The 23,444-nt window shown below is 70.8% G+C and carries 23 protein-coding genes; 9 read left to right on the top strand and 14 right to left on the bottom strand.

Annotated features, from left to right (window positions below):
• Positions 1 to 34: 34 nt before the first annotated feature.
• From hisF to hisD, 8 genes are read right to left on the bottom strand one after another with little or no spacing between them, the layout of a single operon-like run.
• A complete protein-coding gene (gene hisF, locus H295_RS0121890; protein ID WP_020137494.1) occupies positions 35 to 790 on the bottom strand; it encodes an imidazole glycerol phosphate synthase subunit HisF in 756 nt (251 codons plus the stop codon).
• Positions 787 to 1,185, bottom strand: coding sequence for a RidA family protein (locus H295_RS0121885; protein ID WP_020137493.1), 399 nt, complete (start codon positions 1,183 to 1,185; stop codon positions 787 to 789). The genes hisF and H295_RS0121885 overlap by 4 nt, the downstream gene beginning before the upstream one ends.
• A complete protein-coding gene (gene priA / locus H295_RS0121880; RefSeq protein WP_020137492.1) occupies positions 1,182 to 1,919 on the bottom strand; it encodes a bifunctional 1-(5-phosphoribosyl)-5-((5-phosphoribosylamino)methylideneamino)imidazole-4-carboxamide isomerase/phosphoribosylanthranilate isomerase PriA in 738 nt (245 codons plus the stop codon). Before priA ends, H295_RS0121885 begins: the two co-directional genes overlap by 4 nt.
• A complete protein-coding gene (gene hisH / locus H295_RS0121875; protein WP_028809617.1) occupies positions 1,919 to 2,566 on the bottom strand; it encodes an imidazole glycerol phosphate synthase subunit HisH in 648 nt (215 codons plus the stop codon). The genes priA and hisH overlap by 1 nt, the downstream gene beginning before the upstream one ends.
• Positions 2,563 to 2,727 (bottom strand): hypothetical protein, encoded by a 165-nt coding sequence (locus H295_RS47565; RefSeq protein ID WP_020137490.1) that lies wholly within the window; start codon positions 2,725 to 2,727, stop codon positions 2,563 to 2,565. Before H295_RS47565 ends, hisH begins: the two co-directional genes overlap by 4 nt.
• Positions 2,724 to 3,317 (bottom strand): imidazoleglycerol-phosphate dehydratase HisB, encoded by a 594-nt coding sequence (gene hisB / locus H295_RS0121865; protein WP_020137489.1) that lies wholly within the window; start codon positions 3,315 to 3,317, stop codon positions 2,724 to 2,726. Before hisB ends, H295_RS47565 begins: the two co-directional genes overlap by 4 nt.
• Positions 3,314 to 4,432 (bottom strand): histidinol-phosphate transaminase, encoded by a 1,119-nt coding sequence (locus H295_RS0121860; protein WP_020137488.1) that lies wholly within the window; start codon positions 4,430 to 4,432, stop codon positions 3,314 to 3,316. Before H295_RS0121860 ends, hisB begins: the two co-directional genes overlap by 4 nt.
• Positions 4,429 to 5,754 carry a histidinol dehydrogenase gene (gene hisD, locus H295_RS0121855; RefSeq protein WP_020137487.1) on the bottom strand — a complete coding sequence of 442 codons (1,326 nt, stop codon included), beginning with the start codon at positions 5,752 to 5,754 and terminating at the stop codon, positions 4,429 to 4,431. Before hisD ends, H295_RS0121860 begins: the two co-directional genes overlap by 4 nt.
• Before the next feature lie 156 nt (positions 5,755 to 5,910).
• Here hisD and H295_RS0121850 point away from each other — a divergent pair, with 156 nt between their 5' ends.
• From H295_RS0121850 to ybaK, 4 genes are all read left to right on the top strand, one after another.
• Entirely contained in the window at positions 5,911 to 7,497 is a 1,587-nt protein-coding gene (locus tag H295_RS0121850; protein WP_020137486.1) for a hypothetical protein, read from the top strand.
• Between the two features lie 121 nt (positions 7,498 to 7,618).
• A complete protein-coding gene (locus H295_RS0121845) occupies positions 7,619 to 8,626 on the top strand; it encodes a hypothetical protein (RefSeq protein WP_020137485.1) in 1,008 nt (335 codons plus the stop codon).
• Between the two features lie 11 nt (positions 8,627 to 8,637).
• Positions 8,638 to 9,378, top strand: a complete 741-nt coding sequence (locus H295_RS0121840) for an LON peptidase substrate-binding domain-containing protein (protein WP_020137484.1) — start codon at positions 8,638 to 8,640, stop codon at positions 9,376 to 9,378.
• A gap of 17 nt (positions 9,379 to 9,395) precedes the next feature.
• Positions 9,396 to 9,899: a Cys-tRNA(Pro) deacylase gene (gene ybaK, locus H295_RS0121835; protein ID WP_020137483.1), complete on the top strand. Its 504-nt coding sequence runs from the start codon at positions 9,396 to 9,398 to the stop codon at positions 9,897 to 9,899.
• 29 nt (positions 9,900 to 9,928) lie between these two features.
• On the opposite strand, the gene H295_RS0121830 is transcribed toward ybaK, so the two are convergent.
• The 4 genes from H295_RS0121830 to H295_RS0121815 all read right to left on the bottom strand — a co-directional run bounded on the left by H295_RS0121830 (position 9,929) and on the right by H295_RS0121815 (position 13,857).
• Positions 9,929 to 10,609: a DUF2567 domain-containing protein gene (locus H295_RS0121830; RefSeq protein ID WP_078616717.1), complete on the bottom strand. Its 681-nt coding sequence runs from the start codon at positions 10,607 to 10,609 to the stop codon at positions 9,929 to 9,931.
• 34 nt (positions 10,610 to 10,643) lie between these two features.
• Positions 10,644 to 11,468, bottom strand: a complete 825-nt coding sequence (locus H295_RS0121825; protein ID WP_020137481.1) for an ABC transporter permease — start codon at positions 11,466 to 11,468, stop codon at positions 10,644 to 10,646.
• Positions 11,469 to 11,541: 73 nt separating this feature from the next.
• Positions 11,542 to 12,516, bottom strand: coding sequence for an ABC transporter ATP-binding protein (locus H295_RS0121820; RefSeq protein WP_020137480.1), 975 nt, complete (start codon positions 12,514 to 12,516; stop codon positions 11,542 to 11,544).
• Between the two features lie 120 nt (positions 12,517 to 12,636).
• Positions 12,637 to 13,857: an NYN domain-containing protein gene (locus H295_RS0121815; protein ID WP_020137479.1), complete on the bottom strand. Its 1,221-nt coding sequence runs from the start codon at positions 13,855 to 13,857 to the stop codon at positions 12,637 to 12,639.
• A 224-nt stretch (positions 13,858 to 14,081) separates the two neighbouring features.
• On the opposite strand from H295_RS0121815, the gene H295_RS47560 reads away from it, so the two are divergent.
• Positions 14,082 to 14,246, top strand: coding sequence for a hypothetical protein (locus H295_RS47560; RefSeq protein ID WP_020137478.1), 165 nt, complete (start codon positions 14,082 to 14,084; stop codon positions 14,244 to 14,246).
• 105 nt (positions 14,247 to 14,351) lie between these two features.
• Here H295_RS47560 and dnaE read toward each other — a convergent pair whose 3' ends face one another.
• A complete protein-coding gene (gene dnaE, locus H295_RS0121805; RefSeq protein WP_020137477.1) occupies positions 14,352 to 17,891 on the bottom strand; it encodes a DNA polymerase III subunit alpha in 3,540 nt (1,179 codons plus the stop codon).
• Positions 17,892 to 18,094: 203 nt separating this feature from the next.
• On the opposite strand from dnaE, the gene H295_RS0121800 reads away from it, so the two are divergent.
• From H295_RS0121800 to H295_RS0121785, 4 genes are all read left to right on the top strand, one after another.
• Positions 18,095 to 19,420: a DUF2252 domain-containing protein gene (locus H295_RS0121800; RefSeq protein WP_020137476.1), complete on the top strand. Its 1,326-nt coding sequence runs from the start codon at positions 18,095 to 18,097 to the stop codon at positions 19,418 to 19,420.
• Positions 19,421 to 19,511: 91 nt separating this feature from the next.
• The gene (locus tag H295_RS0121795) at positions 19,512 to 20,204 is read left to right on the top strand and encodes a hypothetical protein (protein ID WP_020137475.1); all 693 of its coding nucleotides are present in this window, start codon (positions 19,512 to 19,514) and stop codon (positions 20,202 to 20,204) included.
• A gap of 95 nt (positions 20,205 to 20,299) precedes the next feature.
• A complete protein-coding gene (locus H295_RS0121790; RefSeq protein ID WP_028809616.1) occupies positions 20,300 to 21,115 on the top strand; it encodes a thioredoxin domain-containing protein in 816 nt (271 codons plus the stop codon).
• Positions 21,116 to 21,199: 84 nt separating this feature from the next.
• Positions 21,200 to 22,855: an alkaline phosphatase D family protein gene (locus tag H295_RS0121785; RefSeq protein ID WP_020137473.1), complete on the top strand. Its 1,656-nt coding sequence runs from the start codon at positions 21,200 to 21,202 to the stop codon at positions 22,853 to 22,855.
• Here H295_RS0121785 and H295_RS0121780 read toward each other — a convergent pair.
• Entirely contained in the window at positions 22,852 to 23,421 is a 570-nt protein-coding gene (locus tag H295_RS0121780) for a dienelactone hydrolase family protein (RefSeq protein WP_020137472.1), read from the bottom strand. The genes H295_RS0121785 and H295_RS0121780 overlap by 4 nt on opposite strands.
• Between the last annotated feature and the right edge of the window lie 23 nt (positions 23,422 to 23,444).

Below are 23,444 nucleotides of genomic sequence, written 5' to 3'. Positions count from 1 at the left end.
AACCCGGCGACCGGGGCCGAAGCCGAGTCCGGTGTCACCTCACCGGGTGGCCCGCTTCCCTCAGCGTGTTCTTCACTTCTCCTATGCGCAGGTCGCCGAAGTGGAAGACCGAGGCTGCCAGGACCGCGTCCGCGCCCGCTTCGATGGCCGGGGGGAAGTGGTTCAGTCGGCCCGCGCCGCCGGAGGCGATCAGGGGGACCGTCACGTGCTTGCGGACGGCCTCGATCATCTCCAGGTCGTAGCCGTCCTTGGTGCCGTCCGCGTCCATCGAGTTGAGCAGGATCTCCCCGGCGCCCAGTTCGGCGGCCCGGTGCGCCCACTCGACGGCGTCGATGCCGGTGCCCTTGCGGCCGCCGTGGGTGGTCACCTCGAAGGAACCCGTCTCGGTGCGCCGCGCGTCCACCGACAGCACCAGCACCTGCCGGCCGAACCGCTCGGCGATCTCGCGGATCAGGTCGGGACGGGCGATGGCGGCGGTGTTCACGCCGACCTTGTCCGCGCCGGCCCGCAGCAGCTTGTCCACGTCCTCGGCCGTACGGACACCGCCGCCGACCGTGAGCGGAATGAAGACCTGCTCGGCGGTGCGGCGCACCACGTCGTACGTGGTCTCGCGGTTGCCCGAGGACGCGGTGATGTCCAGGAACGTCAGCTCGTCGGCGCCCTCGGCGTCGTACACCTTGGCCATCTCGACGGGGTCGCCCGCGTCGCGCAGGTTCTGGAAGTTGACGCCCTTGACGACCCTGCCGTTGTCCACGTCCAGGCAGGGGATCACTCGTACGGCGAGGGTCATGGCGCGCTCTCTCCTCGGAACGCCTCCACCTCGACCTCGACGACCAGGCTGGGGTCCACGAAGCCGGAGACGATGATCATGGATGCGGCGGGCCGGACGGCGTCGAACAGCTCCTTGTGAGCGCGTCCGACCTCCTCGACGTCCCGCGCGTGGGTGATGTACATGCGGGTCCGCACCACGTCGTCCCGGCCGAGCCCCAGCTCCTTCAGCGCCGCGAACGCGACGTTGAAGGCGTTGACGGTCTGCTCGTACGGGTCGCCCGCGACGATCTCGCCGTCGACCACCGAGGTGCAGCCGGAGACCAGCACCAGGCCGTTCGGCAGTTCCACGGCGCGGGAGTACCCGAAGGTCTCCTCCCAGGGCGCACCGGTCGCGACACGTCGCAGATCGCTCACTGAGCCACCGCCTCCAAAGCCTCTTCCAGGGTGAACGCCTTCGCGTACAGCGCCTTCCCGACGATGGAGCCCTCGACACCGAGGGGAACCAGTTCGGCGATGGCCCGCAGGTCGTCCAGCGAGGACACGCCACCGGAGGCCACCACGGGGCGGTCGGTCGCCGCGCAGACGTTGCGCAGCAGCTCCAGGTTGGGGCCCTGGAGGGTGCCGTCCTTGGCGATGTCGGTGACGACGTACCGGGCGCAGCCCTCCTTGTCGAGCCGCTCCAGCGCCTCGTAGAGGTCGCCGCCCTCACTGGTCCAGCCGCGGCCCTTGAGGGTCGTGCCGCGCACGTCGAGACCGACCGCGATCCTGTCGCCGTGCTCGGCGATGACCTTGGCGACCCACTCCGGGCTCTCCAGGGCGGCCGTGCCGAGGTTCACGCGGGTGCAGCCGGTGGCGAGCGCGGCGGCCAGGGAGGCGTCGTCGCGGATGCCGCCGGACAGCTCCACCTTGATGTCCATCGCCTCGGTGACCTGGCGGACCAGCTCCCGGTTGTCGCCGGTGCCGAAGGCCGCGTCCAGGTCGACCAGGTGCAGCCACTCGGCGCCCGACCGCTGCCAGGACAGCGCGGCCTCCAGCGGGGAGCCGTACGAGGTCTCCGTGCCGGACTCGCCGTGCACGAGACGGACGGCCTGGCCGTCACGGACGTCCACGGCGGGCAGGAGTTCGAGCCGTGAGAGCTTCGAAGGCATCAGAGGGTTCCGATCCAGTTGTTCAGCAGCTGCGCACCGGCGTCGCCGGACTTCTCGGGGTGGAACTGGGTGGCCCACAGGGCGCCGTTCTCCACGGCGGCCACGAAGGGCTTGCCGTGCGTCGACCAGGTGACCTTCGGCGCGGTCATCGACTTGTTGTGCGTCTCAAGGGACCAGTCGTGGACGGCGTAGGAGTGCACGAAGTAGAAGCGGGCGTCCGCGTCCAGGCCGGCGAACAGCTGGGAGTCGGCCGGCGCGTCGACGGTGTTCCAGCCCATGTGCGGCACGACGTCGGCCTGGAGCGGCTCGACCGAACCGGGCCACTCGTCGAGGCCCTCGGACTCCACGCCGTGCTCGATGCCGCGCGCGAAGAGGATCTGCATGCCGACGCAGATGCCCATGACGGGGCGCCCGCCGGACAGCCGGCGGTCGATGATCCAGTCGCCGCGCGCCTCGTGCAGGCCCTTGATGCAGGCGGCGAAGGCACCGACGCCCGGCACCAGCAGACCGTCGGCGTTCATGGCCTTGTCGTAGTCGCGGGTGATCTCGACCTCGGCCCCCGCGCGCGCGAGGGCCCGCTCGGCGGACCTCACGTTGCCGAAGCCGTAGTCGAAGACGACGACCTTCTTCGACGGGGAGGCGCTCAACTCCACACCTCCAGCCGCATGACGCCGGCGACCAGGCACATCCCGGCGGCGATGGAGAGCAGGACGATCAGGCTCCTGGGCATCTTCTGCTTGACGAAGGAGTAGATGCCGCCGGCCAGGAAGAGGCCGACGACGATCAGCAGGGTCGACAGGCCGTTCACAGCGCGCCCTTCGTGGAGGGGAGGATGCCGGCCGCGCGCGGGTCGCGCTCGGAGGCGTAGCGCAGGGCCCGGGCGAGCGCCTTGAACTGGCACTCCACGATGTGGTGCGCGTTGCGCCCGTACGGCACGTGCACGTGCAGCGCGATCTGGGCCTGCGCGACGAAGGACTCCAGGATGTGCCGGGTCATCGTGGTGTCGTACTCGCCGATCATCGGCGCCATCTTCTCGGGCTCGGTGTGCACGAGGTACGGGCGGCCGCTGAGGTCCACCGTCACCTGGGCGAGCGACTCGTCCAGCGGGACCGTGCAGTTGCCGAAGCGGTAGATGCCGACCTTGTCGCCGAGCGCCTGCTTGAAGGCGGCGCCGAGGGCGAGGGCGGTGTCCTCGATGGTGTGGTGCGAGTCGATGTGCAGATCGCCCTCGGTCTTCACGGTGAGGTCGAACAGACCGTGCCGGCCGAGCTGGTCGAGCATGTGGTCGTAGAAACCGACGCCTGTCGACACATCGACCTTTCCGCTGCCGTCGAGATCGATCTCGACGAGCACCGAGGTCTCCTTGGTCACTCGCTCCACGCGTCCCACGCGGCTCATGTGCTCTGCTCCTTCTTGACGTCACGGACCGCGTCGAGGAACGCGTCGTTCTCTTCGGGGGTTCCGGCGGACACCCGCAGCCACCCCGGAATGCCGTTGTCCCGGACCAGGACGCCCCGGTCGAGGATCTTCTGCCATGCGGCGTGCGAGCCGCCCTCGTCGTCGAAGCGCCCGAACTGCACGAAGTTCGCGTCCGACTCCACGACCTCGAACCCGAGCGCCCGCAGCTCGCTCACCAGCCGGTCCCGTTCGGCCTTGAGCTGCTCGACGTACTTCAGCAGCGTGTCGGTGTGCTCCAGGGCGGCCAGCGCGGTCGCCTGCGTGACGGCCGACAGGTGGTAGGGCAGCCGTACGAGCTGCACGGCGTCCACGACCGCCGGGTGCGCGGCGAGGTAGCCGAGCCGCAGCCCGGCGGCGCCGAACGCCTTCGACATGGTCCGCGAGACGACGAGATGCGGCCGCCCCTCGATGAGCGGCAGCAGCGAGTCGCCGTGGCTGAACTCGATGTACGCCTCGTCGACCACGACCATGGACGGCTTCGCCGCCTGGGCGGCCTCGTACAGGGCGAGGACCGTCTCGGGCGGGACGGAGTTGCCCGTCGGGTTGTTGGGGGTCGTGATGAAGACGACGTCGGGCCTGTGCTCGGCGATCGCCCGCACGGCCGCCTCGACGTCGATCGTGAAGTCAGCGTTGCGGGGACCCTGGATCCAGCCGGTGCCGGTGCCGCGCGAGATGAGCGCGTGCATCGAGTACGACGGCTCGAAGCCGATCGCCGTACGGCCGGGTCCGCCGAAGGTCTGGAGCAGCTGCTGGAGGACCTCGTTGGAGCCGTTGGCGGCCCACACGTTGGCCAGGCCCACCTCGTGCCCGGAGGTGTCGGTGAGGTACTCGGCGAGCCGTGTACGCAGTTCCACCGCGTCCCGGTCGGGGTAGCGGTTGAGGTCGCGGGCCGCCTCGCGGACGCGCTCGGCGATGCGCTCGACCAGCTCCTCGGGCAGTCGGTAGGGGTTCTCGTTGGTGTTCAGCCGTACGGGGACGTCCAGTTGGGGCGCGCCGTAGGGGGACTTGCCGCGCAGCTCGTCCCGTACGGGGAGATCGTCGATTCCGAAGCTCACTTGCTCGTCGGTACCTTCCAGTCGAACCGCGCCTTGATCGCCGCGCCGTGCGCGGGCAGGTCCTCCGCCTCCGCCAGCGTGACCACGTGCCGGGCGATGTCGGCCAGCGCGTCGCGCGTGTAGTCGACGATGTGGATGCCCCGCAGGAAGGACTGCACGGACAGTCCGGAGGAGTGGCAGGCGCAACCGCCGGTCGGGAGCACGTGGTTGGACCCGGCGGCGTAGTCGCCGAGGGACACCGGGGCCCATGGGCCGATGAAGATCGCGCCCGCGTTGCGCACCCGGTCGGCCACCGCGGCCGCGTCCGCGGTCTGGATCTCCAGGTGCTCGGCGCCGTAGGCGTTGACGACCCGGAGGCCCTCGTCGATGCCGTCGACCAGGACGATCGCGGACTGCCTGCCCTTCAGCGCGGGCACGATCCGGTCCTCGACGTGCCGGGTGGCCGCGACCTGCGGCTCCAGCTCCTTCTCCACCGCGTCCGCGAGTTCGACGGAGTCGGTGACGAGGACGGCGGCGGCCAGCGGGTCGTGCTCGGCCTGGCTGATCAGGTCCGAGGCCACGTGCACCGGGTCGGCGGTGGAGTCCGCGAGGACCGCGATCTCGGTCGGGCCGGCCTCGGCGTCGATGCCGATCTTGCCGGTGAAGTAGCGCTTGGCGGCGGCGACCCAGATGTTGCCGGGGCCGGTGACCATGTCGGCGGGCGGGCAGGACTCGGTACCGTACGCGAACATCGCGACGGCGGTGGCGCCACCGGCGGCGTAGACCTCGTCGACGCCGAGCAGCGCGCAGGCGGCGAGGATCGTGGGGTGCGGGAGGCCGTCGAACTCGGCCTGGGCCGGGGAGGCGAGGGCGATCGACGCGACGCCGGCCTCCTGGGCGGGCACCACGTTCATGATCACGGAGGACGGGTAGACGGAGCGGCCGCCCGGCGCGTACAGCCCGACCCGGTCGACCGGCACCCACTTCTCGGTCACGCTGCCGCCGGGCACGACCTGGGTCGTGTGGGTGGTCCGGCGCTGCTCGCGGTGGACGAGACGGGCGCGGCGGATGGACTCCTCCAGGGCCTCGCGCACGGCGGGGTCGAGCTCTTCGAGCGCCTTTTCGAGCGCCGCCACGGGCACCCGCACCCGCTCCAGGCGCACCCCGTCGAACTTCTCGGCGAAGTCGATCAGCGCCGCGTCGCCCCGATGATGCACGGCCTCGCAGATCGGACGCACCTTCTCCAGGGCGGCCGAGACGTCGAAGTCGGCTCGGGGCAGCAGGTCGCGCAGGGCGGGGCCCTCGGGGAGGGCGTCGCCGCGCAGATCGATTCGGGAGATCACTCGTCAATTCTCTCAGACCCGCATCAGGCCCTGTTCGCGCATTCCAATGGCTGATACGCAACCCGGAAGATCCCCTTCACGTCTAGCGTTCGAGGGGTTACTCACCGGGCATGAACGGTTGTACGAATCCCACGAACCGCAAGGAGCTGGAAGACCGTGACCGAGGGGGCCGGCATCCGGGGCATCCGCGACGGGGACCTGCCGGACGATCTGACCGCCGCCGAGGCCGGCATGTGGCAGGCCTTCCGCAACGGCACCGTGTACGACCTGAGCAGCGGCGACACCGTCGTCGACGATCCGCACGGCGGACATCCCTGGGGGCCCGAACGGACGGTGCGGGCGCGCATCATCTGCTGGCTGCTCCTGGACGGGCCGCCCGCGCTCGCGGGCCGGGTGGCGTCCCTCAAGCTCACCGGCGTGCAGGTCAGCGGCACCCTGGACCTGGCGGGCGGCACGATCGTGCCGTACCTGGAGATGAAGGGCTGCCGCTTCGAGCGGGAGATCCTGCTGCCCGAGGCCCGCTTCACCACCGCGCGGTTCGTGGACTGCTCGGTGCCGCGCCTGGAGGCGGCGCGGGTGCACACCGAGGGCGATCTGCATCTGCCGCGCTGCCGGTTCCACAACGGCGTACGGCTGACCGACGCGCAGATCGGCACCGATCTGCTGATGAACCAGGCGATCGTCTACCGCGACCGCAGCGGCCGTTCGATCGCCGCGGACGGCATGACCGTCGGCCAGGACCTCCAGGCCGAGCTCCTGGAGTCGCACGGCGAGCTGAGCCTGCGCAGCGCCACCATCGGTGTCTCGCTGAGCCTGCGCGGCGCCCGGCTGAACAACCCGTACACCCGGCTCGCGCTGAACGCCCCGCAGCTGACCGTCGAGCGCACCTTGTACCTGACCCCGGCGGGCGTCGGCGCGTCCATGCTGAGCGGGGCGACGCCCGCGCGCGGGACGCGGATCCAGCGCTTCGAGTGCCAGGGCGGGGTCCGCCTTGACGACGGGCGGTTCGGGGACGCGGTCGACCTGGAGCGGGCCCGGTTCACCTTCACCGACGAGCAGGAGCTGTCGCTGCGCCGGATCCAGGCCCCGGAGCTGCGCTTCCTCGGGGAGCGACCGCAGCGCGGCAAGGTGGTCCTGTCGGGGGCCCGGGTCGCCAACCTGGTGGACCGGGCGACCGCCTGGCCGGGGCCCGGCAACCTCCACATGGGCGGCTTCGTCTACGAGAACCTCGTGCCGCACGGCCCCTTCCCGCTGGCCGAGCGCCTGGACTGGGTGGCGGCGGCGACCGCCGAGTACAACCCGGAGCCGTACGAGAGGCTCGCCGCCGTGCTGCGGGCCGGGGGCGAGGACGAGGACGCGCGCGAGGTGCTGCTCGCCAAGCAGCGCCGGCGCCGGGAGACCCTGCCGCCCGCGGCCAAGTTCTGGGGCTATGTGCAGGACTGGACGGTCGCCTACGGCTACCGGCCGGGCCGGGCCGCCGTCTGGATGGCGGTGCTGTGGGCGGCGAGCTCGGTGGCGTTCGCACACGCGAGCCATCCCCCGCTCAAGGGCGGCGACCATCCGGCCTGGAATCCCGCCCTGTTCGCCCTGGACCTGCTGCTTCCGGTGATCGACCTGGGGCAGGTCGGCTTCTGGCAGCTGAGCGGCGGCTGGCAGTGGCTGGCGGCGGTGATGGTCCTCCTGGGCTGGATCCTGGCCACCACGGTCGCGGCCGGTGCGACCCGGCTGTTGCGGCGGAATTGAGGAGGTCCACGGTGCGTAACGTGAACGAGAGTCAGCTCTTTACCTCTCCTTGACCATCCGCCGTACAACTTTCCACGAGTTGCACGTGCGCACTGGCGCAACGCGGAACCGCGGTCTTTCAATGGTCGACACCATGGCTCTGCTGCCCCCCTTCCGCGCGTCGCGGATACCCCCCCACCTCACCGGCGGACTGATCGCCGACGACGAGGTACTGCTCGACGCGCCCGACGACCGGCTCGGACCCGCGCTGGTCGCCGCCGGACAGGGCTCGTACGAACGCGCGTCCGGGCTGCTCGCCGCGACCCGCCAGGACGCCGCCTGGGAGCTGCGCGACCGGTACGTCCGGCGGCTGGCCGCCTTCGCCCGCTCCCGCCCGGAGTGGTACGACACCTGGCGTGCCGAGGCCCCGCACAACGTGGACCAGCTGCTGCTGGGCGCCCAGCTCGCGGTGGACCGGGCCTGGGACTCACCGGCCCGTGCGGAGCTGCTGCGCGAGGTGAGCCCGCTGATCACGGCCGCCGCACGCGGCGAGGACCGCGACCCGGTGCCCTGGCGGCTCGCGCTGGACCACGCCCGGGGATCGCAGGCGGGCCCGACCTACTTCGGCGAGCTGTGGGCGGCCGCCGTGCGCCGCGCCCCGCTCCACTACGGCTGCCACGTGGCCGCCCTGCGCTATCTGGCCACCTCCTGGCGCGGCTCGCACCGGGAGTGCTTCGACTTCGCCGAGCGGGCCGCCCAGGACGCCCCGGCGGGCTCGCTCGTCCAGGCGCTGCCCGCGCGGGCCACGCTGGCCTGTCTGACCGAGGGCGCCGGCACCGCGGTGGCGCGCGAGCGGATGGACGCGGCGGCGGACCGGGCGATCGAACTGTCCGCCACGCTCGCGGCGGCCGACCCGTGGCCGGCCGAGATCCGCAACAAGCTGGTGTTCGTCCTGGTGCGCCTCGGCCGCTGGACGGACGCGCTGGACCAGCTGCGCATGATCGGCCCGTATGCCACCTCGTTCCCGTGGAGCAGGGAGTCCGAGGACCCGCTCGGCCGGTTCCTCGAGGTCCGTGAGGAGGTCCGTCGGCACGCCTTGATCCATCCACGGAGTGAGCACGGGGGACGTGTCCGCTCCGGAGGCCATTAGGCTTTGGCGCCGTGACCACCGTGCGGCTCCCGCTCTTCCCCCTGAACTCAGTGCTGTTCCCGGGGCTGGTGCTTCCTCTCAACGTCTTCGAGGAGCGCTATCGCGCCATGATGCGCGAACTGCTGAAGACGCCCGAGGAGGAGCCGCGCCGGTTCGCCGTCGTGGCGATCCGCGACGGCCACGAGGTGGCGGCCAGCGCACCGGGCATGCCGGACCCGACGGCCGTGCCCGAGCGTGGTCCCGCGTCCGGCTTCGGCGAGGACCCGATCAAGGCGTTCCACTCCACCGGCTGCGTGGCGGACGCGGCGACGGTACGGGAGCGTCCCGACGGCACGTTCGAGGTCCTGGCGACGGGCACGACCCGCGTCCGGCTGGTATCGGTCGACGCCTCGGGGCCGTATCTCACGGCCGAGCTGGAGGAACTGGAGGAGACGGCGGGCGACGAGTCGGGACCGCTGGCCGAAGGGGTGCTCAGGGCCTTCCGGCAGTACCAGAAGCGCCTGGCGGGGGCGCGGGAACGCTCCCTGTCGAGCGGTGCGGACCTGCCCGACGAGCCCTCGGTGCTGTCCTACCTGGTGGCGGCGGCGATGATGCTGGACACGCCCACGAAGCAGCGGCTGCTCCAGGCCCCCGACACCGCGTCCCGCCTCCGCGACGAACTGCGGATCCTGCGCGCGGAGACGGCGATCATCCGTAACCTTCCGTCGTTGCCCGCGTCGGAACTGACGCGCGGTCCGACGAGTCTGAACTGAGCCCGGGGAACCGCGAGATGCCGAAGAAGGCGAAGAAGCAGCAGCAGTCCGGAGGCACGCCCGCGACGGTGGCCCTGACCACCGCGGGAGTCTCCTTCACGGTCCACGCCTACGACCACGACCCCTCCCACCCGTCCTACGGCGAGGAGGCGGCCGAGGCGATGGGGGTCTCCCCCGACCGCGTCTTCAAGACACTGGTCGCGGACGTGGACGGCACCCTCACGGTGGCCGTGGTCCCGGTGGCGGGTTCCCTGGACCTGAAGGCACTGGCGACGGCGGTGTCCGGAAAGCGGGCCGCGATGGCCGACCCGACCCTCGCCGAACGCACCACGGGCTATGTCAGGGGCGGCATCTCCCCGCTAGGCCAGCGCAAGAAGCTCCCCACGGTCCTGGACGCCTCGGCCTCCGCCCACGCCACGATCTGCGTCTCGGCGGGCCGCAGGGGCCTGGAGGTCGAACTCTCCCCCACGGACCTCACCCACCTCACCGACGCCACCCTGGCCCCGATCGCCCGCGCCTGACCGCCCTTTTCAGGTACGGCGGCACTCCCCTACTGCACAGGCGTCCCGTACCCGCCGCCCTCCGGAGCCACCGCCCCGTACCCCGGCTCGGGGTCCCGAGGCCCGAACAGCGCCGTCAGCCCCAGATGCACGACCAGCCCCGCGAACGACCAGACCAGCAACGCCCCCTTCGCGCCCAACCGCAGCGGCGCGGAGAACGTCACCCCCTTGCCCACCGACTTCGCGTGCGCGAGCACGTCCGACGTGGGCCCCAGCCACATCCCCACCCGCCATGCGAGCAGCGACCCCAGCAGCCCGCCGACAGCCAGCCCCACCACCAACGGCACCCCGCCCCGCCGCCGCCAGAGGAACACGGCCAGCGCGCTCAGCAGGCCGAACGCGAGCGCCAGCAGCGTGAACGTTCCGTCCACCCCCACCGCCTGCTCGCCCTCGGTGTCCTTGAGATAGACGACCCAGCTCCCCCGCTCGTCGACGTCCCCCACGAGCGGCACGTGCGGAGCCAGCCACCACCACAGCACCCCGAGCAGCGCCCCGACGACCGCCACGCAGACCGTGATCACCGCGGCCTCCCGCAGCTCGGTCCTCATCCCGGGCCCGCCGTGCCCGTACCCGACGTCGGAAGGAGTCGCGTACCCGGCGTCAGGAGCCTGCCACGCGTCGTGCGAGGAGGGTTCGTGCGGCGGCGGAGGGGGAGTCAATGGTGCGGTCACCCTGACATCGTGCCAGGCCCGCCTGTGCGGCGCGTCACCGGACGGCCGCCCGACGGTAGGCCCAGGTGGCGACGGCCAGCGAGACCACGCCCACGCACCCGCACACCGCGAGGTCCCCGAGCACGAAGGCCCAGTCGGGATGCGGTCCGAAGGTCCGTGCGAAGGCCTCGACGCCGTAGGTCGACGGCAGCAGGTCCCGGGCGAACCGCACCACCTCCGGCATCCGGTCGGCGGGCAGCACCCCGAGCAGCAGCGCGGCGGACATCCCGAGCTGCCCCAGCAGCGTGGCCAGTTCCGGCCGGGGCGCGAGCAGCCCGAGGGCCGCCCCCAGCCCCGCCAGGGCCGCACCGGCCAGCGGGATCACCGCCACCAGCACCCACAGATGCGCCAGCGGCAGCCCGAACAGCACACACCCGAAGACGGCGGTCACCACGGTCCCGGGCACGGTGAAGGAGGCGTACGCGCCCGCGGCACCCAGCACCACGGCCGCGGGCGGCACCGGCAGGGTGGCGTAGTGGTCGAGCCCACCGCTCGCCCGCAGCTGCCCGAAGTACTGCGCGAGCAGGTTGAGCGCAACGAAGGCCACCACGAGCACCGAGGCACCCGCGACCACGGACTGCGCCTCGCCGCCGCCGTCCACGACCCCCCGCATCAGGATCATGATCCCGATGGACTGGAAGGTCGCCACGAACAGCAGCGGGATACGGGCGACCCGCGCACGGGACAGCTGCGCCCGGTACACGGCCGCCAGCGAGGGCCACAGCCGGGCGCGGGGCCCCAGCTCGGCGGCCCCGTCCCGGTCCGTCTCCTCGGCGGCCAGGGCGCCGCCGGACAGGATCCCGGCGGGTACGACACTCACGTGGCTCTGCTCCTCTTCGCTCCGGCGGTCGCCCTGAGACGTACGGATACGGCAGTCCGCGTACTCAACGTGCTCATGCCTTCACCAGCCCCTGCTGCGCGGCCCCGCCCAGCGCGAGGTACACGTCCTCCAGGCTGGGTGTGGCGAGCGTGAAGTCGTCCAGCGCGGCGAACGCGGCCCCTCCGGTGACGGTGGCGACGACCGCGCGGGCCTCCTCGGGGGCGAGCCGCAGGGTCCAGCGGCGTCCGGCGGCCACGGCCCGGTCCTGGAGGGCGGCGACCTCGGGGACGTGCAGCGGGGCCTCCGCGCGCCACACCAGGTCCACGCGGACCTCCCCGGCGACCTGTTCCTTGAGGCCGGAGGGCGTGTCGCAGGCGATCACACGGCCCTGGTCGAGGACGGCGACCCGGTCCAGGACGGTCTCCGCCTCGATGACGTTGTGGGTGACGAGCAGCACGGTGGTGCCGTGCTCGGCCCGCCGCCGGTCCACGGCGGACCACACCGCGCGGCGCGCCACGGGGTCCATCGCGGTGGTCGGCTCGTCGAGGACGAGCAGCGGCCGCTCCCCCACCAGCGCGGCCGCGAAGCACGCGAGCCGGCGCTGCCCGCCGGACAGCTTCTTCAGGGGCCGCCCGGCGATCGGCGTGAGCCCCAGCTCGTCGAGTACGGCGTCCCGCTCGGCCCGCGCCTGCCTGGCCTCCAGGCCCCGCAGCCGTCCGGTGGTCTCGGCGGCGAGGGAGACGGTCAGCTCGTCGAGGGCGCTGGACTCCTGGCCTAGGTAGGCGAGGATCCGTGAGGCCCGGTCGGGGTGGCGCACGATGTCGTGGCCGAGGATCTCGACACTGCCGCTGTCGGGCCGCATCAGCCCCGTGAGCTGCCGTACGAGGGTGGTCTTGCCGGCGCCGTTGGGCCCGAGCAGCCCGAAGATCTCACCGCGGCGGATGTCCAGTCGTACGTCGTCGGTGGCCCGTACCTCGGGTGTTCCCGGGGCCCCGCGCCGCCCGCGCACCGCGGGATAGGTCTTGGTCAGCCCGCGCACCGCGCACACGACATCACCACGGTGTCGAAGTGCCGGGGCAGCGCGCGTACTCACAAGGGACGAGACTACGGGGTCGGGAGCGCTCCGCCGTTCCCGGGGCGCCCCTCATACCGAAATACACCGCAAAACTCACTCACCGGCGGAGGCGTGTTCCGCGGCCGTCCGGGCGTCGATCTCCCGCCAGAACCCGGCCCGGATGGCGTAACGGTCGTGCTCGTCGATCTGGTCGTCCTTGTGCGCGAGCAGCCCGAACCGGGCCGCGTAGCGGAGCAGCTCGCCGTCGATCCGGTGCGGCACCCGCGGGTACATCCCGGACAGCCGCTGGAGGTGCGCCTGGTCGCCCAGCCGCTCCATCCACCGCCGGGCGAAGACCTGCCCGACCTCGAAGGGGTCCCCGCCGACCGTGGTGATGTCCTCCTCCCGGTCGGCCCACCGCTGCTCGGCGGAGGTCAGCTGGGCGAGGGTCGGCATGGACGCGACCTCGGGGGGCTCGGCGGCGGCTCCGGGCCGGTCCACCCAGCCCTTGTCGGAGGACCAGCGCAGGGTCGCGCTCGCGGGGTGCTGGGCGGGCTGGGTGCCGGGGGCCCGCAGCGCGGCGAGGTCCTTGGGGGTGGGCACCCCCTTGGGCGCGGGCACCCGATCCTGCGTGCCGTTCTCCGAAGGGGAGCCCGCCGGGGCGTGCTCGGTCTCCTCGTCGGTCCGCTCGGGGGCCCGGGAGAGAGCGGACTCGGGCAGCGGCGCCGAGAGGATCGCGGCGATCTCGGGGCGCGGCGCGGGCGGCGGCGCGCACACCCCGCCGAGGTCCTTCGCGCGGACGGCCTTGGTGATCCACGTGCGGTCGAGCACCCGCCGCTCGTCCGCCTCGGCGACCAGGTCCTCCGACTGGTTGTAGTCCCCGTCGGCGGCCTGCACGGCCCACAGGTGTACGGCGACCCCGTGCTCCTTGGCCGCCATCATGCCCGGCAGCAGGTCCCCGTCGCCGGTGACGAGGACGACGTCGGAGCAGGCGCGGTTGCGGGCCAGCTCGGTGAGTTCGGCGTGCATGGCGGCGTCCACGCCCTTCTGGGCCCAGCGTCCGTCGCTGCGGGTCAGGGCGCCGAGCCGGACGGTGACCCGGGGCATCACGCGCAGCCTGCGGTGCTCGGGCTGCGGGACGCGGTCGGGGGCGCCGTCGAACCAGTAGATGCGCAGCAGGGGCCGTTCCGTGTCGGACTCGGCCCGGTCGCGCAGCCCTTGGATCAGGGCGGCGTGATCGACGGTGATGCGGGATCGGGAGGGCTCCCCGGCAAGGAGACTGGCGGCGGCCCCCAGCAGATACCCGGCGTCCACCAGGACGATGCAGCGGTCCACGCTTTCCACCCTCTTTCCGGGAGGTTTGCTTCGGGCTTGCTTCGAGTCTGCCCGACCGCACGGGGGTTAACGGCCCGAACTCGATCTTCGGCGTGGCGTTTCGGGGCATCGCCGCGCGACATTCCCTGTCACACACGGTAATTATCCGAAATGCGTCTCTTGTCAGCCTATGTGAATCTGGTCCCGGCCCTGGCCCCTAGATCCCCCTCAGGAGGCAGATCCCCATGGCCAAGAACAAGAAGCAGAACCGCAAGCAGCCGCAGTCCGAGCGTGGCCCGCAGGCACCGCAGCACTCCACGATGGAGCCGCAGGGCGAGCAGCACGCCACGCAGGTGACTCCCGGCGATGTCGCCCGCAAGGGCCGGCAGAAAAGCTTCGGCCACAACTGACATGTGCATAAGGGGTTGTTGAGACCCGGATCCACCAAGGGCCGTTGAGGCCCGGGTACACGAAGGGGCGCACCCGATCGCGGGTGCGCCCCTTCGCACGGTCTCTCAGCCCGCCAGGCAGGACGGGCCCAGCAGCACCTTCAGATCGCCGAACAGCGCCGGATCCGGCTTGACGCGATGCCGGTCGAGCCGCAGGACCGTCGTCTTGCTCGGCCCCTGGAGCCTGATGCGGACCTCGCTCTCGCCCTTGTGGTGGCTGAGGATCTCCCCGAGCCTGCTGACCATCGGCGGGGTGACCTTCAGGGCCGGGATGGTGAGGATCACCGGCGCGTTGGTGCCCGCGTTGGACAGGTCCGGGACCTGGAGCTCCATGGCGACCAGCCGGGGCACGTCCTCCCGCTTGTCGAGGCGGCCCTTGACGAACACCACGGCGTCCTCGACGAGTTGGGTCGACACCAGCTGGTAGGTCGCCGGGAAGAACATGCACTCGATGGACCCGGCGAGGTCCTCGACGGTGGCGATGGCCCAGGCGTTGCCCTGCTTGGTCATCTTGCGCTGGAGGCCCGAGATGATGCCACCGATGGTGACGACCGCGCCGTCCGCGTGCTCACCGCCGGTGAGCTGGGCGATGCCCGCGTCGGCCTTGTCGGAGAGCACGTGCTCCAGACCGAAGAGCGGGTGGTCGGAGACGTAGAGACCGAGCATCTCCCGCTCCTGGGCGAGCAGATAGGTCTTGTCCCACTCGTCGGTGGTGAACTCCACGTCGAGTCCGAAGCCGGGCTCGCTGTTGTCCGCCTCGCCCATCCCGCCGAAGAGGTCGAACTGCCCCTCGGCTTCCTTGCGCTTGACCGCGACCACGTTGTCGATCATGGTGTCGAAGTGCGCGGTGAGGCCCTTGCGGGTGTGCCCCATGGTGTCGAACGCGCCCGCCTTGATCAGCGACTCGGTGGTGCGCTTGTTGCAGGCGACCGCCTCGACCTTGTCGAGGTAGTCGGGGAAGGAGGCGTACTTCCCCTTGGCCTTGCGGCTGCGGATGATCGACTCGACCACGTTGGTGCCGACGTTGCGCACCGCTTCGAGGCCGAAGAGGATCACGTCGTCGCCCTGGGCGGCGAAGTTGTGCTCGGACTCGTTGACGTTCGGCGGGAGCACCTTGATCTTCATGCGCCGGCACTCGTTGAGGTAGACGGCCGACTTGTCCTTGTCGTCCTTGACCGAGGTGAGCAGTGCGGCCATGTACTCGGCCGGGTAGTTGGCCTTGAGGTAGGCGGTCCAGTAGGAGACCAGTCCGTACGCGGCGGAGTGGGCCTTGTTGAAGGCGTAGCCGGCGAAGGGGACCAGGACGTCCCACAGGGCCTGGATGGCCTCGTCGCTGTAGCCGTTCTTCTGGGCGCCGGCCTGGAAGATGGTGAAGTTCTTGGCCAGTTCGTCGGGCTTCTTCTTGCCCATCACGCGGCGCAGGATGTCGGCCTCGCCGAGCGAGTACCCGGCGATGATCTGGGCGGCCTTCTGGACCTGCTCCTGGTAGACGATCAGGCCGTAGGTGACCGCGAGGACCTCCTCGAGCGGCTCCTCGAGCTCCTTGTGGATCGGGGTGATCTCCTGGCGGCCGTTCTTGCGCTCCGCGTAGTTGATGTGGGAGTTCATGCCCATCGGACCGGGCCGGTAGAGGGCCGAGACGGCGGAGATGTCCTCGAAGTTGTCGGGCTGCATCTGGCGGAGCAGCGAACGCATGGGGCCGCCGTCGAACTGGAAGACGCCGAGCGTGTCGCCGCGGCAGAGCAGTTCGAAGGTCTTGGGGTCGTCCAGCGGCAGGGCGAGCATCTCCAGGTCGATGCCCTTGTTGGCCTTCACCATCTTGATGGCGTCGTCCATGATCGTGAGGTTGCGCAGGCCCAGGAAGTCCATCTTCAGCAGGCCGAGCGACTCGCACTGCGGGTAGTCCCACTGCGTGATGGTCACGCCGTCGGTGTGCCGCACCCAGATCGGGGCGTGGTCCACGATGGGCTCGCTGGACATGATCACGCCGGCCGCGTGCACACCCATCTGCCGGACCAGGCCCTCGACGCCCTTGGCGGTGTCGATGACCTTCTTCACGTCCGGTTCGTTCTCGTACATCCCGCGGATCTCGCCGGCCTCGTTGTAGCGCGGGTGCGAGGGGTTGGTGATGCCGTCGAGGTCGATGCCCTTGCCGAGGACGTCGGCGGGCATGGCCTTGGTGAGCCGGTCGCCCATCGCGTACGGGTAGCCCAGCACGCGCGCGGAGTCCTTGATCGCGTTCTTGGCCTTGATCTTGCCGTAGGTGCCGATCATGGCGACCTTGTCGGCGCCGTACTTCTCCGTCACGTACCGGATCACCTCGACGCGCCGACGCTCGTCGAAGTCGATGTCGACATCGGGCATGGAGACGCGCTCGGGGTTGAGGAACCGCTCGAAGATCAGGCCGTGCGGGATCGGGTCGAGGTCGGTGATGCCCATGGCGTAGGCGACGATCGAGCCGGCCGCGGAGCCTCGGCCGGGGCCGACCGCGATGCCGTTGTTCTTGGCCCACATGATGAAGTCGGCCACCACGAGGAAGTAGCCGGGGAACCCCATCTGGATGATGACGTCCATCTCGTAGTCGGCCTGCTTCTGGCGGTCCTCGGGGACGCCGCCGGGGAAGCGGCGCTCCATGCCCCGGCGAACCTCCTCCTTGAACCAGGTGACCTCGGTGTAGCCGTCGGGGATGTCGAACTTCGGCATGAGGTTCTTGGCCTCGAACATGCCGGAGGTGTCGACCATCTCGGCGACCAGGAGGGTGTTGGCGCAGCCTTCCTGCCAGGCGTCCGAGGAGTCGACGGCGTACATCTCGTCCGTGGACTTCAGGTAGTAGCCGGTGCCGTCGAACTTGAAGCGGTCCGGGTCGGAGAGGTTCTTGCCGGTCTGGATGCACAGCAGGGCGTCGTGGGCGGTCGCCTCGTGCGCGTACGTGTAGTGCGAGTCGTTGGTGACCAGCGGGGGGATGCCGAGCTTCTTGCCGATCTCCAGGAGGCCGTCGCGGACCCGGTGCTCGATCTCGATGCCGTGGTCCATCAGCTCCAGGAAGTACCGGTCCTTGCCGAAGATGTCCTGGTAGTCGGCGGCCGCCTTCAGCGCCTCGTCGTACTGGCCGAGCCGCAGCCGGGTCTGGAGTTCGCCGGAGGGGCAGCCGGTGGAGGCGACGATCCCCTCGGACCACTGGGAGATCGTCTCCTTGTCCATCCGGGGCCACTTCTGGAGCCAGCCCTCGGCGTACGCGTCGGAGGAGAGCCTGAAGAGGTTGTGCAGGCCGGTCTTGTTCACGGCCCACATCGTCTTGTGGGTGTAACCACCCGAACCGGAGACGTCGTCCCGCTTCTGGTGCGGCTGGCCCCACTGGATCTTGCGCTTGTTGCGCCGGGACTCGGGGGCGACGTACGCCTCGATCCCGATGATCGGGGTGACCCCGGCCTTCTTCGCGGTGTGGAAGAAGTCGTACGCCCCGTGCAGGTTGCCGTGGTCGGACATGGCGATGTGGGTCATGCCCATCTCGTTGCACGCGTTGAACATGTCCTTGAGCCGCGCGGCACCGTCCAGCAGGGAGTACTGGGTGTGGACGTGCAGGTGCGTGAACGGCGGCTTTGACACGGCGTGGCCTCCATGGAAAACACTCGGCGACTGGCGGGCGGACAGTTCCGGGGACAGCTCGGAAGTCTATGCCTCGGCACTGACACTCAAGGGGCCGCCCCGCGTACCTTCACAACGAGGGTCGCGGGCACTTTCCCCCCGGCCCGCCCGTTGGACGGACGACAGAAACGCTGTCGTACACATGCACCAGGAGGCATTCCGCGATGTCGGTACCGCAGCTCAACGACGAGCACCGCGGCGAGGAGATCCTCGCCGTCTTCGACACCGCCTTCGGCGAGCTCCTGGCCGCCGACCCGGCCGCGTTCCGCGTGAAGTTCCGCAAGATGGCGGCCTCGGCGTTCGCGTTCTACCGCGGCACGGCGTGCCTCTTCTACCACGACCTGGACGCCGAGAAGCGGGGCGGCCCGTACCTGGACGAGCGCACCTCGCGCGTGTGGATCCACGGCGACCTGCACGCGGAGAACTTCGGCACGTACATGGACGCCAACGGCCGGCTGATCTTCAACGTCAACGACTTCGACGAGGCCTACGTCGGCCCCTTCACCTGGGACCTCAAGCGCTTCGCCGCCTCCGTGGCGCTGATCGGGTACGCCAAGGCGCTCGGCGACGACCAGATCAGCGAGCTGGTGCGGGTGTACGCGGGCGCGTACCGCGAGCGGATCCACGCGCTGGCCACCGGCGCCAAGAGCGACGAGGTCCCGCCGTTCACGCTGGACACCGCCGAGGGCCCGCTGCTGGGCGCGCTGCGCGAGGCCCGCGCGCTGACCCGGTTCGGGCTCCTGGAGTCGATGACGGAGATCCGTGACTTCGAGCGCCGGTTCGCCGAGGGCGGCGGCTCGGTCGAGCTGGACGCGGCCACCCGCTACAAGGTGCTGGCCGCGTTCGACGGCTATCTGGAGACCCTGCCGGAGGCCTCCCTGGACCGCCCGGACTCCTACCGCGTCAAGGACGTCGTCGGCCGCCGGGGCATCGGGATCGGCTCGGCCGGGCTGCCGTCGTACAACATCCTCCTGGAGGGCCACACCGACGCCCTGGAGAACGACGTCGTCATCTACATCAAGCAGGCCCAGACCCCGGCCGTCTCCCGGCACATCACCGACCCGGAGATCCGCGACTACTTCCAGCACGAGGGCCACCGCACGGTGATCTCCCAGCGCGCCCTCCAGCAGCACGCCGACCCGTGGCTGGGCTGGACCGAGCTGGGCGGCGCGGGCCAGCTGGTCGCCGAGATCTCGCCGTACGCCGTGGATCTGGACTGGAGCGACATCGACGACCCGGAGGAGATCGCGGCGGTCGTCGCCGACCTCGGCCGGGCGACCGCCACCATGCACGGCGCGGCGGACGACCAGTCCGGCGAGTCCCTGGTGCCCTTCTCGACGGAGCGGGCCATCGACGCGGCGATCGCCGCCGACGAGGACGGCTTCGCGGAGCTCCTGGTCGACTTCGCGCACAGCTACGGCGCACGCGCGCGTGCCGACCACCAGACCTTCGTCGACCTGTTCCGCAACGGCCGCATCCCCGGCCTGTGACCGGGGCCATACCACCGTCGATAACGATAGGGCCGCGCACAGGGACCCTTTAGGGGTCCCTTACAGGCCCGCGTGACACACTCTCCACGCTATGGACATATCCGGGACCCAGCTACGAGCGCTCCGCGCGGCGCTGTTCACGGCGCTCGTCGTGACGCTCAGCACCGCGTCGCACGTGCTGCTGTCCCGGGCTCCCCTGCCGTTGAACACGGTGGCGGCGGTCGGCGTCGCCGTGTTCGCGCTCGCCTACGCGCTGGCCGGCCGGGAGCGCGGCTTCGGGCGGATCGCCGCCGTGCTGATCCCGCTGGAGCTCGCCGCCGACACCGTCTTCACCACCGGCCAGCACGTCTGTTACGGCGCCGCGGGCGGCCCGGTCGCGGGTCCGCTGCGCTCGGTCGGCTGGGACGTGTTCTGCGGCGACGGCACCAGCGTCGGCTCGCCGCTGGCCCGGATGACCGGCACCGACACCGACCGGCTCGGCGGCCTGCTCGCCCACGCCGATCCGCAGACCGCGTGGCTGCTGCTCGCCGCCCACGTCTCGGTCGGCCTCCTCGCCGCCGCCTGGCTGCGCCGCGGTGAGCGGGCCCTGGCCCAGCTGCTGCGGGCCGTGGCCGCCACCACCTTCCGGCCGCTGCTGCTCGCGGCGGCCGCGCTGACCGTGCGTTCGGCTCCGGAGCCGGCCCGCCCGGCGCGCCCCGGCCGCCGTACGGCCGTCGCGCTCGACGAGCTTCTCGCGCACTCCCTGGGACGGCGTGGACCGCCGTGCCCGGTCGCTGCCGTCTGAGCCTCACCGCTCGCGCAGCACCCGAGCACCACCAGTCCCGACCCACGTATCCCCGCACACGACGTGTGCGCGTCCCCCTGATGGAGAACACCACCATGAGCAAGCGGAACAGCCAGCAGGCGAAGACCGCCGCCCGCGAGCGGCTGCGGCAGGAGCGCGAGCGCCAGGCCAAGCGCGACAAGATGAAGCGTCAGCTCATCGTCATCGGCTCCATAGTCGGCGTCCTGGCGATAGCCGGCGGCATCAGCTACGCGGTCGTCCAGGGCAACAAGCCCAGCTACTGGGAGGCGGCCAAGGACGACAAGCTCGTCAAGCCAGCTAACTCCACGGGCAGCAACGGCACCACGGTCGTCATCGGCAAGAGCACCGCCAAGAAGACCCTGGTGATGTACGAGGACCCGCGCTGTCCCGTCTGCGCGCAGTTCGAGCAGACCGTCGGCTCGACCGTCGACAAGGACGTCGAGGACGGCAAGTTCAAGATCCAGTACGTCGGCGCCACCTTCCTCGACGGCAACCTCGGCGGCGAGGGCTCCAAGAACGGTCTCAGCGCCCTCGGCGCCGCGCTGAACGTCAGCACCGACGCGTTCCTGAAGTACAAGACCGCGATGTACTCCACGAAGTGGCACCCGGAGGAGAGCGGCCCGGACAAGTTCAAGGACGACTCCTACCTGATCAAGATCGCGCAGACCGTCCCGGAGCTGAAGGACAACAAGACCTTCCAGGACGCCGTGAAGAACGGCACCTACGACAAGTGGGCCCTGGACATGTCCGACAAGTTCAACAAGGACGGCATCAGCGGCACGCCGACCCTGAAGATGGACGGCAAGACCCTGACCGGTCCCGACGGCAAGAGCGCCCCGATGACGGTCGCCGACTTCAACACCGCGCTCGACGCGGCGCTGAAGGGCTGAGTCCCGCACACTTCGGGAAAAGAGCGGGCGGACTTTAACGAGTTCGCCCGCTCTCGTTCATACCGATCAGTAACCTGATCGGCCGTGACTAGTAGACAGAGAACAGCCGACAGCAACTCCCTGTCCCCTCGCCGCCGTACGGTCGTCAAGGCCGCGGCGGCGACCGCTGTCCTGGCAGCCCCGCTCGCCGCCGCGATACCGGCCCGCGCCGCCGAGGCCCCGGCCTTCCTGCACGGCGTCGCCTCCGGCGACCCGCTCCCGGACGGCATCCTGCTGTGGACCCGGGTGACCCCGACCGCCGAGGCGGTCCCCGGCTCCGGGCTCGGCCCCGACACCGAGGTCGCCTGGACGGTGGCGAAGGACAAGGCCTTCACGAATGTGGTCGCCAAGGGTTCCGTGACCGCGACCGCCGCCTCCGACCACACCGTCAAGGCGGACGTGCGCGGTCTCGCCCCCGCGACCGACTACTGGTTCCGCTTCTCAGCCGGCGGCACCGACTCCCCGGCGGCGCGCACCCGCACCGCGCCGGCGGCGGACGCGGCCGTGCCGAACCTCCGCTTCGGCGTGGTCTCCTGCGCCAACTGGGAGGCCGGCTACTTCTCCTCGTACCGCCATCTCGCGGCCCGCGGCGACCTGGACGCCTGGCTGCACCTGGGCGACTACATCTACGAGTACGGCACCGGCGACTACGGCACCCGCGACACCGTCGTACGGCAGCACGCGCCGACCCACGAGATCCTCACCCTCGCCGACTACCGGATCCGGCACGGCAAGTACAAGACGGACCCGGACCTGAAGGCGCTGCACGCGGTCGCCCCGGTCGTCGCGATCTGGGACGACCACGAGTTCGCCAACGACGCCTGGTCGGGCGGGGCCGAGAACCACACCGAGGGCGCGGAGGGCGCCTGGACGGCCCGTCAGGCCGCCGCCAAGCAGGCCTACTTCGAGTGGATGCCGGTGCGCCCCGCGCTCGCCGGCACCACCTACCGCCGACTGCGCTTCGGCAAGCTCGCCGACCTCTCCCTGCTCGACCTGCGGTCCTTCCGCTCCCAGCAGGTCGCCGTGGGCAACGGCTCGGTCGACGACCCGGACCGTACGATCACCGGGCGCGCCCAGCTCGACTGGCTGAAGGCCGGCCTGAAGTCGAGCGACACCACCTGGCGGCTGGTCGGCAACTCCGTGATGATCTCGCCGTTCGCGATCGGCTCGCTCTCCGCCGACCTGCTGAGGCCGCTCGCCGAACTGCTCGGCCTGCCGAAGGAGGGCCTCGCCCTCAACACCGACCAGTGGGACGGCTACACCGACGACCGCCGCGAACTGCTGGCCCACCTGCGCTCCAACGCCATCCGCAACACCGTCTTCCTGACCGGCGACATCCACATGGCGTGGGCCAACGACGTACCCGTGGACGCCGGGACCTACCCGCTGTCGGCCTCGGCCGCCACCGAGTTCGTGGTGACCTCGGTGACCTCCGACAACCTCGACGACCTCGTGAAGGTCCCCGAGGGCACGGTCACCGCCCTCGCCGCGCCGGTCATCCAGCTCGCCAACCGGCACGTCCACTGGGTCGACACCGACCGCCACGGGTACGGCGTCCTCGACATCACCGCCGACCGGGCGCAGATGGACTACTACGTGCTGTCCGACAAGACGAACGCGAACGCGACCTCGTCCTGGGCGCGTTCGTACCGCACGCGGACCGGCACGCAGAAGGTCGAGCGGACGTACACCCCCGTCTAGAGCGTCTCCAGGAAGCCGAGGGCCACCCGCCAGGTGGCCTCGGCGGCCTCCTCGTCGTAGTCCGGCAGGTCGGGGTCGGTGTAGAGGTGACCGGCCCCGGCGTATCGGTAGACCTCGACGTCGGCGCCGGTGCGGCCCATCTGGAGGTACCAGGCGCTCAGCCAGTCGTCGGTCTCGAACGGGTCCGGCTCGGCCACGTGCAGCTGGACCGGCAGGTCGTCCGCGGTCGCGTTGGGCGCGATGTCCGAGGTGCCGTGCAGGAGCAGCAGGCCGCGGGCCCGCTCGTCGCCGAGGGCGAGGGTCTGCGCGATGGAGGCACCGAGCGAGAAACCGGCGTAGACGAGGCCGCGCTCGGAGTAGGGGGCGGCGGCCAGGACGGCTCGCTTGAGCAGTTCGTCCTTGCCGATCTCCTCGTTGAAGGCCATGCCCTCCTCGACCTTGTCGAACGTGCGTCCCTCGAAGAGGTCCGGCGTCCACACCTCGTGCCCGGCCTCCCGCAGCCGGTCGGCGGCCTGGCGGACGGCGGGCCTCAGTCCGTAGGTCGAGTGAAAGAGCATGATGTTCATGAGGCCATGGTGCCAGCCCGCCT

It is taken from the genome of Streptomyces sp. 351MFTsu5.1, from assembly GCF_000383655.1.
Taxonomy (GTDB): Bacteria; Actinomycetota; Actinomycetes; order Streptomycetales; family Streptomycetaceae; genus Streptomyces; species Streptomyces griseorubiginosus.
The sequence above is the reverse complement of the archived record's forward strand: the minus strand, read 5'-3'. Positions and strand labels throughout refer to the sequence as shown.

What these genes read in the sequence shown, in the direction of transcription:
- H295_RS0121790 (WP_028809616.1), top strand. Translation starts at nt 20,300, where the DNA reads ATGAGCAAGCGGAACAGCCAGCAGGCGAAGACCGCCGCCCGCGAGCGG.
- H295_RS0121845 (WP_020137485.1), top strand. Translation starts at nt 7,619, where the DNA reads ATGGTCGACACCATGGCTCTGCTGCCCCCCTTCCGCGCGTCGCGGATA.
- H295_RS0121780 (WP_020137472.1), bottom strand. Translation starts at nt 23,421, where the DNA reads ATGAACATCATGCTCTTTCACTCGACCTACGGACTGAGGCCCGCCGTC.
- H295_RS47560 (WP_020137478.1), top strand. Translation starts at nt 14,082, where the DNA reads ATGGCCAAGAACAAGAAGCAGAACCGCAAGCAGCCGCAGTCCGAGCGT.
- ybaK (WP_020137483.1), top strand. Translation starts at nt 9,396, where the DNA reads ATGCCGAAGAAGGCGAAGAAGCAGCAGCAGTCCGGAGGCACGCCCGCG.
- priA (WP_020137492.1), bottom strand. Translation starts at nt 1,919, where the DNA reads ATGCCTTCGAAGCTCTCACGGCTCGAACTCCTGCCCGCCGTGGACGTC.
- H295_RS0121800 (WP_020137476.1), top strand. Translation starts at nt 18,095, where the DNA reads ATGTCGGTACCGCAGCTCAACGACGAGCACCGCGGCGAGGAGATCCTC.
- hisF (WP_020137494.1), bottom strand. Translation starts at nt 790, where the DNA reads ATGACCCTCGCCGTACGAGTGATCCCCTGCCTGGACGTGGACAACGGC.
- hisB (WP_020137489.1), bottom strand. Translation starts at nt 3,317, where the DNA reads ATGAGCCGCGTGGGACGCGTGGAGCGAGTGACCAAGGAGACCTCGGTG.
- H295_RS0121795 (WP_020137475.1), top strand. Translation starts at nt 19,512, where the DNA reads ATGGACATATCCGGGACCCAGCTACGAGCGCTCCGCGCGGCGCTGTTC.